Origin of the sequence: Leeia speluncae, from assembly GCF_020564625.1 — a bacterium.
In the GTDB taxonomy this organism is placed as follows: domain Bacteria; phylum Pseudomonadota; class Gammaproteobacteria; order Burkholderiales; family Leeiaceae; genus Leeia; species Leeia speluncae.
Map to the genome: position 1 here is coordinate 515005 of NZ_JAJBZT010000002.1, position 12576 is coordinate 527580.

Genomic DNA, 12576 nt, shown 5'->3' on the forward strand with positions numbered 1-12576 from the left:
AAGTTTGCCGCAAAATGCACGAAATTGTCCAGTTTTTCACGCAAAATTCTGATACATGGTCGTAAAATGACTGGAAAGACTGATGTTATCTGAATCATTGGTCACCTACCATTTGTTGTAGTATCGGTAACAATTTGTCTTCTGACAGCATTCCTAGCTGTAAGTGCTGAATATTCCCTGCGGAATTTAGTACCAAGGTATACGGCAGTGCGCCGGCTTCATTGCCTAAGCTTGCCATCATCGATGCACCTTGCGCTTCTGCGAGTAATACAGGGAAATTGATCGGGGTATGCTGCATAAAGAGGTTTACATTGTTGGCGTTATCGAGCGCAATGCCAATAAACTGCACATCTTTATCGGCAAACTGCTGCTGGAGGTGGACGAATCCCGGTAATTCTTGCTGGCAAGGTGGGCACCAACTGGCCCAGAAGTTCACAACAACCACTTTGTTGCCTCGCCAGTCAGAGAGTTTTCTTAATTTTCCATCAAGATCGGGTAATTGTTGCTGCCACAAGACTTCTGCAGGAACGCCCTTCGGTGTTTTCGCTGTAGGCGAATGAGAAGAAAGTAGAAAATAGCCTGCTCCACCTGCTAATAACAGGATGGCGAGAATGGCGGTCGCAATGAATGACCTATTTCTCGATGCCATTAGCGATTAGCCTCTGCCACGGCGTTAAGCAAACCTTCTGCCTCAATATAGCCAATGATCGGGGTTGTCGATGGCATTCCTGCCTTGTTAAACAGAATAATGCCCGGCGGGCCAAAGAGATCAAATGCCGCTAATAGCGCCCGATCTCCTTCGGTATTGTTGGTGACATCTGCTCGAAGTAAAACCGTATTGGCTAAGCCTTGTTTCACTTTCACCTGTGAAAAAACCTCTCTTTCCATCTCGATGCAGCTCACACACCAATCTGCATAGAAATCGAGCAAGACAGTTTTCCCTTTTGCATTCGTAATTGCGGCCTTTAATTCCGCTACCGATCGAACTGGTTGGAAGTTTAATTTGTCATTCACTGACGAGTTTACTGAGTCAGTGGTTCCCGCGAGGCCTGCCAATGGTTTACTAAAGTTGTTGCTGCCAGCAAAGGCACCAACCAAATAGGCCGCCCCTGCAATCAGCAAAATGACGCCGACGCCCTTCCAGACTTTGCGAACCATGCTGGTTTTGCTCGGTAATGTATCTAAAGCAGATAAGAACACCGCACTTAAGATGAGTAAAGCGCCTAGCAGCCCCATTAACCAAGCGGTAGATAACAAGGGGCGCGCCATCCAGAGGGACACAAATAGTAGTAGTACGCCAAACACTTGGCGTACTTGCTTCATCCATGGACCCGCTTTGGGAATGGCATGTTGACCGAGTAAGCCAATCAGTAAGAGGGGGAAACCAACGCCTAATGCCATCACGTAAAGAGACAAACCACCTGTCCATAGATTGCCGGTTTTAGCGATAAACAACAGTGCAGCAGCTAATGCTGGTGTTGCACAAGGGCCGATGATGAGCGCGGAAAGTAAACCCATGACAAAGACACTGGTCATGTGCCCGCCGGGTAGTTTGTTGGCAAGATTGGTAAACCGGGTTTGGAAGCCGCTTGGTAGTTGAATTTCAAATAGCCCAAACATCGCCACGGCAAAAATCACCATCAGCCCGGCAAAACTACCAATTACCCAAGGGTTTTGCAGCCATAGCGTAAGTTGTAAACCAAGTGATGCGGCAATAAGTCCTGCGACGGTATAGCTGAGTGCTAAACCTTGGACATAACTTAGGCTAAGTAAAAAGCTTCTAGCCCGGTGCCCTGCTTGTGCTTTTGGGTCGCCGGCAATTAAGGCTGAAATAATCGGGATGAGCGGGTACATGCACATCGTACCGGCCATTAATAAGCCTGCAAGGAAGAAGCCGCCTAGGGTGAAGGCAATGGGCTGAGAAAATGCAGAAAACGCCGCGGAGTCTGCGGCGTTTGTTTGTGAAAATAGGTTTTTCCAACTAGAGGAATTGCTGGACTTAGGGGGCGATGGGTTTTCGATGGTGCCATCTGGCTTTAACTTAAAGACATGTGTTTCGGGCGGAAAACAGACTTTAAACTTTTCCGAGCAACCTTGAGATTGAATGCTGAGTGAAGCTATTTTATTTGGCTTTGGGATCGGGAGTTGAATATCAAATCCCTTATGGAAGACCAGTACATTGCCAAATACTGGATCATTTTTTAGATCACCATTGGGTACTTGGACATTGGCAATCGCTTGGCCATCAAGCAAAAATTTGAAACGATCTTTGTAAAGGTAATATCCGCTGGTGACTTCATAGCGAACAATAATATTGCCTGGCGCACCGGTTCTGGCGGTTGGTACAAAGGCTTCTCTTGCGCGAATCAGTGATTCTGCAAAGCTAGCGGTACTGATTAACAGCAGTACAAAGACAAAAAAAGATCGTAACAAGCGATTCATGATGAACATTCAAATTAAGCGTGAGCGCTAACTACGTATTAGCCACGCTATTTTCTACCCACTGACAATAGGCTGGCAAGCCATCACTCGTAGAGACCGCTAATATTTCAGGAAGTTCATAGGGGTGAAGTTCGATGATCTTTGCTTGTAATGCGGGGTAACGATCCATCGATGTTTTCATGAGAACGGGAATTTCTTTTGCAGATTCTAGTCTACCTTCCCACTCATAATACGAAGTGACGGGGGCAAAGCAGTTGATGCAGGCCACCAGTTTTTCTTTTAGCAGGGTATGAGCGAGGCTGGTAAGATCATAGTCTTCCGGCCAGTTGGTCCACACCATATAGATTTGATTAGAGTTTGTCATGATGCGATTCCTCTTGTTGTTGATGCTGTCGATTCCCTTGCTTGAACTGGCCAGTTTGTTTTGGCTAGCGCATGAAATAGGCATGTGGACGTGGCTTTACTTATTATGCACCACCGCAATTGGGGTCGTCTTACTAAAGAGTCTACGTTTGACGGTGATGGTTGGCATGTTGCAGTCTGCGAAAAGCGGTCAATCACCGATGGGCGCGTTGTTTTACACAGCGAGACAAGCGATTGCCGGTGTCCTGTTTCTGATTCCTGGTGTGTTTACAGATATTTTAGCTGTATTGCTACTGTTGCCTTGGCCTGCGTCTTGGTTTCCTAAAGCGGCAGCAATGCATACATCTGGGCAAGGTTTTCATCACGCGCCAGAAGAGCAAAACGTGATGGATGGTGAGTTTACTAGAGTAAATGAAGAGGTGATTCATTTGCCGCGTGATTCGCAAGATGGCCGTCATCAACGCTAAGCAGAATACTTAATCGGGTGGCGTTAGCAGCACGTTTTCGATGGCTTCTACAGATAGACCGATGATTTGAACGCGTTTATTTCGGTTTGTCTCGCCACTCAGTAACGTAATGGCTTGTTTAGGAATCGCTAGTTTCTCAGACAAAAAGCGAATCAATGCCTGATTCGCTTTCCCTTCTACAGGTGGGGCGGCTAAGCGGATTTTTAATGCTTCGCCGTGCTCCCCACTAATCTCTGAAGATTTGGCACCGGGTTGTATATAGAGCGTCAACACGATCGTTTGATCGCCCTTTTGCTGGCACCAAGCCGCCATTACCACACGCCAGGTAATAGTAATTGATGAAGTGATACCTCTAAAGAGGGAATCACAAAGTACAGTACGACCTGCAAGATCAGAATTAAGACTAGCGGCGCTAAATCAAAACCGCTAACCGGTGGAATGATGCGTTGAATCGGCGCCAAAAGTGGACGAACAATCGCATACAACACACTAGATAGCGGGTGCCCTGGCTGTGTCCAAGACAAGATCGCAATCATAAAGGTGGAGCCAATCCACAAATACAATAGTAACTGTAAAGAAAACACTAAGCCCGCCAAAAACGAGACGGGGATGATTTGTGGGGATAGCCAACCCAAGCCACCATGCAAAGTCAGCGCAATGAATAACTCCAAGGCTTTTAGTAGCCAACTACCTAAAAACACCAGAAGAAGCGTCGCAATATCATAGCCTTTGATGCCAGGAATGATTTTGCGAGCAGGAATCACAGCCCAATTCGTGAACTTGATGGTGAACTGCGCCAATGGATTACTAAACGGCGCTCTCACTACCTGCAAGATAAAGCGAGTCAGTAGGGTGAGTAAAAAGAATCCACCAATTGCATCTAAAATAAAGTTAATTGCATTTGCCACCGTGGCACTCCTTGTGTCGCCGGGTTAGTCTTCTTTCAAGATCCGATGATCCATCGCTTGCGCAGGCTGGGTTTGTTCACACACACCAACAATACGGGCGGGTACGCCGACCACCGTGACGTGCGAAGGGACGGGTTCGAGAACCACACTACCCGCGCCCACTTTTGCACCCGCACCAATTTCGATGTTGCCTAAAATTTTTGCGCCTGCGCCGATGAGCACCCCGCTACGGATTTTGGGATGGCGGTCGCCAGTTTCTTTACCGGTACCGCCTAGGGTAACTTCTTGTAAAATGGAGACATCATCGTCAATCACGACGGTTTCACCCACCACAAAGCCAGTGCCATGATCTAACAAGATCCCTTTACCAATATTGGCGGCGGGGTGAATATCCACAGCAAACACTTCTGAAATGCGGTTTTGTAGGTGCAGTGCGAGTGCTTCGCGCCCTTCTCTCCATAACCAATTTGCGACTCGGTAGCATTGAATGGCCTGATAGCCTTTGAAGTATAGCAGCGGCGTAGAATATGCTTTGCAAGCCGGATCACGATCTCTGACCGCTTGGATATCTGCTCTTGCCGAAATGGCAATTTGGGGATCCGCGTGTAATGCATCGTTGATCAGTTCCATTAATGCGCGTGCATCCATGGTTTGGCTGGCTAGTTTGCTAGACAAATGAAACGCCAACACATCATCAAATGATTTGTGACGCAACACAGTCATGTGCAAAAAAGAAGCCAGCATCGGTTCGCTAGCAGCAGAAGCGGTGACTTCGTCACGGATCGCTTGCCATAAAACATCTGGGCTATTTGTCATGATTGCTCGATTTCTATTCAGCTGCGGCTAATTCGTTACCAAGCTCAATGGCACGTGCCTCTGCACGTCGCGCTGCTTTGGTTACAATGGCCGCTAAATTATCTTCGGTGAGGCTAAGAATGCCTTGCTCGGTGGTCCCTTTTTTGGACGTGACGTTTGCCCTGAGTGTGGCAGGCGCTTCACCACTGGCGTCTAATAGGGCAATGGCGCCTTTAAAGGTTTGCGCCGCTAGTACATCTGCCATGTCTGCATCAAAGCCAAGCTCACGCGCTGCACTTGCCAGCGCTTCTACCATATAGAACACGTATGCAGGGCCGCTACCAGAAATAGCGGTGATCTTATCGATGCCCTCTTCGCTATTTACCCATACCGTTTTACCGACGGCAGCAAATAAGGTATCGACGACATTCTTTTCATCAGATGACACGCTATCTGTCGCAAATAAGCCGCTCATGCCTTGTAAGACTTGAGATGGGGTATTTGGCATGACGCGGACGATACGATTGTAATTGCCAAGCCAAGTGGCTAGCGAATCGGTACGAATACCCGCAGCAACGGACACAATCAGTTGTTGTTGAATCCATGGAGATAGTTGGGTGGCCAGCGCTTTTAGCTGTTGTGGCTTAATGGCCAATACCACGATATCAGAGGCGACATCCGCTTCACACAGCAAATTACTATACGTAATGCCGTATTCGGCCTTCATGCGTTCACATTTTTCAGGGTTGCGATCGACAACATGAATACTTAGATCACTACGACCTAAGGTTGCCAAACCAGCAATAATGGCACCAGCCATATTGCCACCACCAATAAATGTGATACGCATGACGTTACATCCTGTAGTTGGATAGAAAGGGGGGATATCCGCTAAATCAGGGTTGAATGGTTTATTTCAACCCTTGATAAACGGATTATACCCTGTAGTTCTATCTTAATTGGGATTGAACGTCGCTTAGTTCTTCTTGCAGTTTTACAGAGAGTTGCTTGGTGAGGTCTTCCGTCTTCTCATCAAAAGAATCTGGATTGGTGACACGGTAAGCTTTGGCCACAATTAAGGTATCGCTGCCTTTTGTTTGTGCCGTATAGGTGATACGTACTTCTTCTTTTGGTTTGCCAGATTGTTTTGGTAACGCAAGTGCCATCGTCAGTTGCGTTTTATTTCTGGTTTTCAGCTTCATGTTCTTTTTTGCTCGAACGGCTGCAAGTCGATCAAAAATCGTTTTAACAGAAACCTTACTAAACGCTGCCGAGACCTCTCCATTGATTGGTTTGGTCTGCGTCGTTTGCGTTGCTGTCGTATCTACCGGCTGTGACGGGGGAGTATTTTCGACGGGGGCATTGTTCTGCTTAATAGCATTACATCCCGTCAGTATGATCGCCCCAGCGACTAACGTGGCGGTCAATTTAAATAGTTTTGAATAACTCATCTGATTACATGTGGTTATGAATAATTGCGGCTACCAAAAATGGCGGTGCCAACACGAACAATGGTGGCCCCTTCTTCAATCGCGGCCGCCATATCGGAAGACATGCCCATCGACAACGTATCTACCGCTAATCCTTCAGACTGCATTTGTTGCAAGAGTTCCCTTAATGCGGCAAAGGGCGCTCTTTGCGCGTCATGCGTAGCTGCTGGTGCAGGAATACACATTAATCCACGCAGGATTAGATTGGGTAATTTAGTGATTTCACTTGCCAATGTCATGACTTCAGATGGCGTTATACCACTTTTTGATGCTTCACCGCTAATATTTACTTGCAAACAAATGTTGAGCGGTGGGAGATGGGCTGGGCGTTGATCGGATAATCGCTCGGCAATTTTTAACCTATCTACGCTATGCATCCAGTGTGCATGTTCAGCCACAATTTTGGTTTTATTACTTTGCAATGGGCCGATAAAGTGCCACTCTATCGGTAGGTGGGCTAACGCCGTACTTTTGGTCGCCAGTTCTTGTACATAGTTTTCTCCAAACGCACGCTGGCCAGCATCAAATGCGGCTTCTACAGCTTCGACTGGAAAGGTTTTACTGACGGCCAAGAGCAAGATATCGTGGCTACTTCTGCCACATTGATCAGCTACCTGAGAAATCTGCTTTTTTACGCCTTGCAAGGCTTCGTGGATTGCATTCATAATGGATATTTATCGCGGTGTAAGGCGCATGATGCCTTGTTTATCACTATAAACCAACGTTTAAAGGGGATTATAAATGGAAATCGCTGAACTATTGGCGTTTTCGGTAAAAAACAAGGCATCGGATTTGCACTTGTCGGCCGGTTTGCCACCGATGATTCGTGTACATGGTGATGTACGCCGAATCAACCTTCCTCCGCTAGACCACAAAGATGTGCATAACATGGTGTATGACATCATGAACGATGGTCAGCGCAAGATTTATGAAGAAAACCTAGAGTGTGATTTCTCCTTCGAGATCCCAAACTTAGCGCGCTTCCGTGTGAATGCCTTTGTGCAAAACCGTGGCGCGGGTGCGGTATTTCGTACCATTCCGTCTAAGGTGTTGACCTTAGAAGAATTGAACTGTCCAAAAATTTTCCAAGATATCTCTAACCAGCCGCGCGGTATTGTCTTAGTAACGGGGCCAACGGGCTCGGGTAAATCGACTACCTTGGCGGCGATGGTTAACTACATTAACGAAAATGACTATGGCCATATTCTGACGGTAGAAGACCCGATCGAATTTGTGCATGAATCGAAAAAATGTCTGATTAACCAACGTGAAGTGGGTCCGCATACCCTTTCGTTTAGTAATGCGTTGAAATCGGCTCTTCGTGAAGATCCGGATGTGATTCTGGTGGGTGAGATGCGAGACTTGGAGACCATCCGTTTAGCGCTAACCGCCGCAGAAACTGGTCACTTGGTGTTTGGTACCCTTCACACGAGCTCTGCCGCGAAAACGATTGACCGTATTGTGGACGTGTTCCCTGCGGCGGAAAAAGAAATGGTGCGTTCGATGTTGTCTGAGTCGATCCGGGCGGTGATTTCGCAAACGCTACTAAAAACCAAAGATGGTACGGGGCGCGTTGCAGCGCATGAAATCATGATTGGTACGCCTGCGATTCGTAACTTGATTCGTGAAAACAAAGTCGCGCAGATGTATTCGGCCATTCAGACCGGTCAGGGTTTAGGTATGCAGACGCTGGATCAGTGTTTGCAAGATTTGGTTCGTCGCAATCAAATTACCTCTGCAGAAGCGCGAATCAGAGCAATGAACAAAGATATGTTTAACTAAACCTATTCGACGATAGGACGAGTAATATGGCGAAATAGCATCCAGTGCTAACGCTGTATTACTTGTTGAGGAAAGCGCTAGTGAGTAGTTGCTTTTCAATGAAAAGATTATTTCCCCTATTTGCCATTTACTAGTTGGGCAGAGGGTTGGCAAGGAGTGAGCATGGAACGCGATCAGGCAACGAAATTTATGCATGACTTATTGCGCCTGATGGTGGCAAAGAATGCATCTGACTTGTTTATTACGGCAGATTTTCCGCCTGCGATTAAGCTAGACGGCAAACTGACACCGGTTTCCAACCAAGCCCTCTCTCAGCAGCACACCAAAGAGTTGGCGCGTGCGGTGATGAATGACCGCCAAGCTGAACAGTTTGAATCGACAAGTGAATGTAACTTTGCGATTAGCCCGCCGCAGATTGGGCGTTTCCGGGTGAATGCCTTTGTGCAACAAGGGCGTGTCGGTTTGGTTTTTCGGGTGATTAATACCGAAATCCCTTCTTTTGAATCCCTCACCTTGCCGCCAGTGCTAAAAGATGTGGCGCTAACCAAACGTGGCTTGGTCGTGTTCTGTGGCGGTACTGGCTCTGGTAAATCGACCTCTTTAGCAGCAATGATTGGCTTTAGAAATGAAAACTCATACGGCCACATTATTACGATTGAAGATCCGATTGAATTTGTGCATGAGCATCGCAATAGTATTGTGACGCAACGAGAAGTAGGCGTAGATACGGCCGATTGGGGGGCCGCTCTGAAAAATACGCTGCGTCAGGCTCCTGATGTGATTCTGATTGGTGAGATTCGTGACCGGGAAACCATGGATTACGCCATCTCATTTGCGGAAACTGGCCACCTTTGCATGGCGACATTACATGCGAACTCGGCCAACCAAGCGCTCGATCGTATTATTAACTTCTTCCCAGAAGAGCGTCGTCATCAATTACTGATGGACTTGTCTTTGAACTTAAAAGCGTTCGTCTCCCAGCGATTGTTACCGGTAAAAGGCGCAAAAGGTCGCGTCCCTGCGGTGGAGATTATGCTGAACTCTCCGCTGATTGCCGATTTGATCTTCAAGGGCGAAGTGCATCAGATTAAAGAATTGATGGCGAAGAGTAATGAACTAGGGATGCAGACATTTGACCAAGCGCTGTTTAATCTTTACGAAGCCGGTATGATTACCTATGAAGATGCGCTACGAAATGCGGATTCGGTAAACGATTTGCGTCTACGGATTAAACTGCATGGCCAAGAAGCCAAAACACGCGATGTGCTCTCTGGCTTGGATCATTTGGATATTGTGTAAGTAAGCCAAGTGAGTTGATCATCAAAGCCTGCCGGTTGGCAGGCTTTGTGTTTTCTGGGGATAAGATGAAGCGAGCAGACAGGCTACTGCAAATACTTTTACTACTGCGCGCAAGGCGTTGTACAACCGCAGTGCAATTGGCTGAGTGGCTGGAAGTCTCTGAGCGGACGATTTACCGCGATATTCAAGATTTACAGGCGTCTGGCTCGCCAATTGATGGTGAGGCGGGGATTGGCTATCGCCTTAAGAAAACGGGTGATATTCCGCCGCTACTTTTTAATCCGGATGAAATCAAAGCATTGTTATTAGGCGCAAGGATGGTCTCGGCTTGGGCAGATACGGGGATTCGGCAATCGGCGCGGGCAGCGATAACGAAGTTAGATGCCGTACTACCGACTGAATTAAAACAACAGATCGCTGAGCATCCCGTATATGTGCCTAGTATTCATCCGTATCCGGTTGAACGCTTACAACCGATTCGGGAAGCAATTGCCGCTTCACAGAAACTATTTATTGCTTACCAAAAGGAAGATGGCACCGCGAGCGAACGAATCGTCTGGCCGCTGGGCTTATTCTTTTGGGGGGATCGTTGGACGCTGATCGCTTGGTGTGAAGAGAGGGATGATTTTCGACATTTTAGACTCGACCGAATGCAGTCTTTTGCTGTTCAGTCCGAGGTTTTTCAGTTGTCTGAAGGTCAAACCTTACAAGATTTTTTTCACCGAGAAGGTGTTCGCCTTCCCGGTGTATAATCCGTAATGATTAAACCGTTGCCCACACTGGCGCATGGTCGCTTGGGCGTTCCCATTTACGGGGTTCTTTATCGATTTCACATGCTGTTAAGCTAGCCAGTAGCGGTGCGCTGAGCAGAATATGATCAATACGCATACCTAAATTACGACGGAAACCTTGCATACGGTAATCCCACCAACTAAACATTTTTTCTGCATCTGGATATTTCACGCGGTAGGCATCCGTTAGGCCTAAACCAATGAGCTTAAAAAATGCTTCGCGTTCTGGCGGGCTGACTAGGTTTTGGCCTTCCCACGCTTTGGGATCGTGCACATCAATATCATACGGGGCAATGTTAAAGTCGCCCATTAACGCTAATGAAGGATGTTTTTCCATTTCGCCAGCCAACCATTCTGTGAGGGCGGTAAGCCAAGCGAGTTTGTACGGGTATTTTTCAGAATCTAAACTTTGCCCATTTGGGAAATAGCCGCCCACAATTCGTACGCCATTAATGGTGGCGGCAATTAGACGCTTTTGCTCATCTTCAAAATTCGGCAGGTTATACACCACGTCTTCAATTGGGTGTTTGGAAATAATCGCGACGCCGTTATAGGTTTTTTGCCCCATAAATGCCACTTGGTAACCGGCTGCTTCAATGGCTTCTTTTGGGAACTTTTTATCTTCCAATTTTAATTCTTGTAAGCACAATACATCCGGTGCTGCACTGGCTAACCAGTCTAGTACATGCGGAAGACGGACGTTTAATGAGTTTACATTCCAGGTGGCGATTTTCATTCTATTTCCAAAAGTCACGTTTGATCACGGTGGGCGTATTTTGCCACATCCACTTTGGCTGCGCTGAATCTACACCAAAGAAAAGCCCGCCATACACCTCTCATGTATGGCGGGCAACCTGGGGGGAAGGGGGACTGACTACAGCGATAGTCGCTGTGTTATTTGCTGAGTTCTCGCTTCATGGTGTCGGTGTCTAGTTCGTTTTCCCAACGAGAAACCACGACGGTGGCGACGGCGTTGCCAATTAGGTTGGTTAGCGCACGTGCTTCACTCATAAAGCGGTCGATACCTAAAATGAGCGCCATGCCAGCCACTGGGATCGCCGGAACGACAGCTAAGGTGGAGGCTAAGGTAATAAAGCCGGCACCCGTCACACCGCTAGCGCCTTTAGATGTCAGCATCGCTACACCAAGAATCACTAATTGCTGCGTTAAGGTAAGTTCGGTATTGGTGGCTTGGGCGATAAAGAGGGCCGCCATGGTCATATAGATGTTGGTGCCATCTAGGTTAAATGAATAACCAGTAGGGACAACCAACCCTACCACAGACTTACCACAACCTAGTTTTTCTAGTTTGTTCATCAACCCTGGCAGGGCACTTTCTGATGAGCTAGTCCCTAATACAATGAGCAATTCTTCTTTGATGTAGACAATGAGGCGAACCACAGAGAAGCCACATGCTTTGGCGATGCTACCGAGTACCATCAAGATAAACAGAATACATGTTAGATAGAATGCGCCCATCAGTTTTGCCATTGGGATCAGCGAGTGAACACCGTATTTACCAATCGTAAATGCCATGGCGCCGAATGCACCAATTGGCGCGACTTTCATCACTAGGTTCACAATGCCAAACAGTAGGCTAGAGAGTTGCTCGTTAAAGTCTAATAGCACTTTTCCTTTGCTACCCATGTGAGACAACACTGTACCTGTCAGGATCGCGAGTAACAGTACTTGTAGAATTTCGCCTTCAGAGAACGCACCTACCATCGTTTTCGGGATGATATTTATCAGAAAATCGATGGTGCTCATGTGTTGCGCTTTTTCTGCGTATTCGGCTACTGCTTTGGTATCTAGGTGAGCCAGATCTGCATTAAAGCCTGCACCTGGGGTGATCAGATGAGAAACCAGTAAACCGATTACCAACGCTAGAGTAGAAACGATTTCGAAGTACAGAATCGCTTTACCACCAATACGGCCGACTTTTTTCATGTCGCCCATGCCGGCAATGCCATGCACCACGGTCACAAAGATCACGGGTGCAATCACCATTTTCACTAGGCGAATAAAGGCATCGCCCAATGGTTTTAATTTGGCACCGATTTCAGGATAGAAGTGTCCGAGCAAAATACCACAGACGATGGCGAACAGGACTTGTAGATACAAGACCTTATAGAAAGGCTTTTTCATTTGGGCTCCTCATGGCCGCCTTGGGGGAATGGCGGACTGTTTTTTAAGATTTGAAGCCGGATAGATTGCAAATGGCGTGCCAACCCTAATAAAA

The 12576-nt window shown here is 47.2% G+C and carries 15 protein-coding genes; 4 read left to right on the forward strand and 11 right to left on the reverse strand.

Going from position 1 to position 12576, the window contains the following annotated elements; genetic code table 11:
• Positions 1 to 94: 94 nt before the first annotated feature.
• Genes LIN78_RS05445 through cutA form a run of 3 tightly spaced genes read right to left on the reverse strand, consistent with a single transcriptional unit; the run spans position 95 to position 2806 of the window.
• The gene (locus tag LIN78_RS05445) at positions 95 to 649 is read right to left on the reverse strand and encodes a TlpA disulfide reductase family protein (RefSeq protein WP_227179302.1); all 555 of its coding nucleotides are present in this window, start codon (positions 647 to 649) and stop codon (positions 95 to 97) included.
• Positions 649 to 2442, reverse strand: coding sequence for a protein-disulfide reductase DsbD (gene dsbD, locus LIN78_RS05450; protein ID WP_227179303.1), 1794 nt, complete (start codon positions 2440 to 2442; stop codon positions 649 to 651). Before dsbD ends, LIN78_RS05445 begins: the two co-directional genes overlap by 1 nt.
• Before the next feature lie 31 nt (positions 2443 to 2473).
• Positions 2474 to 2806 carry a divalent-cation tolerance protein CutA gene (cutA, locus tag LIN78_RS05455; RefSeq protein WP_227179305.1) on the reverse strand — a complete coding sequence of 111 codons (333 nt, stop codon included), beginning with the start codon at positions 2804 to 2806 and terminating at the stop codon, positions 2474 to 2476.
• Between cutA and LIN78_RS05460 the strand changes: the two genes are divergently transcribed.
• Positions 2805 to 3272 (forward strand): FxsA family protein, encoded by a 468-nt coding sequence (locus tag LIN78_RS05460; RefSeq protein WP_227179307.1) that lies wholly within the window; start codon positions 2805 to 2807, stop codon positions 3270 to 3272. The two genes, cutA and LIN78_RS05460, sit on opposite strands and share 2 nt — an antisense overlap.
• A 9-nt stretch (positions 3273 to 3281) precedes the next feature.
• On the opposite strand, the gene LIN78_RS05465 is transcribed toward LIN78_RS05460, so the two are convergent.
• The 6 genes from LIN78_RS05465 to LIN78_RS05490 all read right to left on the reverse strand — a co-directional run bounded on the left by LIN78_RS05465 (position 3282) and on the right by LIN78_RS05490 (position 7130).
• On the reverse strand, positions 3282 to 3584 hold the full coding sequence (locus LIN78_RS05465) for a DUF167 domain-containing protein (RefSeq protein WP_227179309.1): 303 nt from the start codon (positions 3582 to 3584) through the stop codon (positions 3282 to 3284).
• A complete protein-coding gene (locus LIN78_RS18325) occupies positions 3584 to 4180 on the reverse strand; it encodes a YggT family protein (RefSeq protein ID WP_227179311.1) in 597 nt (198 codons plus the stop codon). Before LIN78_RS18325 ends, LIN78_RS05465 begins: the two co-directional genes overlap by 1 nt.
• A 24-nt stretch (positions 4181 to 4204) precedes the next feature.
• Positions 4205 to 4996, reverse strand: a complete 792-nt coding sequence (cysE, locus tag LIN78_RS05475) for a serine O-acetyltransferase (protein ID WP_227179313.1) — start codon at positions 4994 to 4996, stop codon at positions 4205 to 4207.
• Between the two features lie 13 nt (positions 4997 to 5009).
• The gene (gene proC, locus LIN78_RS05480; protein WP_227179315.1) at positions 5010 to 5825 is read right to left on the reverse strand and encodes a pyrroline-5-carboxylate reductase; all 816 of its coding nucleotides are present in this window, start codon (positions 5823 to 5825) and stop codon (positions 5010 to 5012) included.
• 100 nt (positions 5826 to 5925) lie between these two features.
• On the reverse strand, positions 5926 to 6426 hold the full coding sequence (locus tag LIN78_RS05485) for a hypothetical protein (protein ID WP_227179317.1): 501 nt from the start codon (positions 6424 to 6426) through the stop codon (positions 5926 to 5928).
• Positions 6427 to 6440: 14 nt separating this feature from the next.
• Entirely contained in the window at positions 6441 to 7130 is a 690-nt protein-coding gene (locus LIN78_RS05490) for a YggS family pyridoxal phosphate-dependent enzyme (protein WP_227179319.1), read from the reverse strand.
• A 76-nt stretch (positions 7131 to 7206) separates the two neighbouring features.
• Between LIN78_RS05490 and LIN78_RS05495 the strand changes: the two genes are divergently transcribed.
• From LIN78_RS05495 to LIN78_RS05505, 3 genes are all read left to right on the forward strand, one after another.
• Complete coding sequence (locus LIN78_RS05495; protein WP_227179321.1) at positions 7207 to 8247, forward strand: type IV pilus twitching motility protein PilT; 1041 nt, start codon at positions 7207 to 7209, stop codon at positions 8245 to 8247.
• Between the two features lie 162 nt (positions 8248 to 8409).
• A complete protein-coding gene (locus LIN78_RS05500) occupies positions 8410 to 9546 on the forward strand; it encodes a PilT/PilU family type 4a pilus ATPase (RefSeq protein WP_227179323.1) in 1137 nt (378 codons plus the stop codon).
• Positions 9547 to 9611: 65 nt separating this feature from the next.
• The gene (locus tag LIN78_RS05505) at positions 9612 to 10298 is read left to right on the forward strand and encodes a helix-turn-helix transcriptional regulator (RefSeq protein ID WP_227179324.1); all 687 of its coding nucleotides are present in this window, start codon (positions 9612 to 9614) and stop codon (positions 10296 to 10298) included.
• 10 nt (positions 10299 to 10308) lie between these two features.
• Here LIN78_RS05505 and xth read toward each other — a convergent pair whose 3' ends face one another.
• The gene (gene xth, locus LIN78_RS05510; protein ID WP_227179326.1) at positions 10309 to 11073 is read right to left on the reverse strand and encodes an exodeoxyribonuclease III; all 765 of its coding nucleotides are present in this window, start codon (positions 11071 to 11073) and stop codon (positions 10309 to 10311) included.
• 158 nt (positions 11074 to 11231) lie between these two features.
• Complete coding sequence (locus LIN78_RS05515) at positions 11232 to 12482, reverse strand: dicarboxylate/amino acid:cation symporter (protein WP_227179329.1); 1251 nt, start codon at positions 12480 to 12482, stop codon at positions 11232 to 11234.
• Positions 12483 to 12576: the final 94 nt, after the last annotated feature.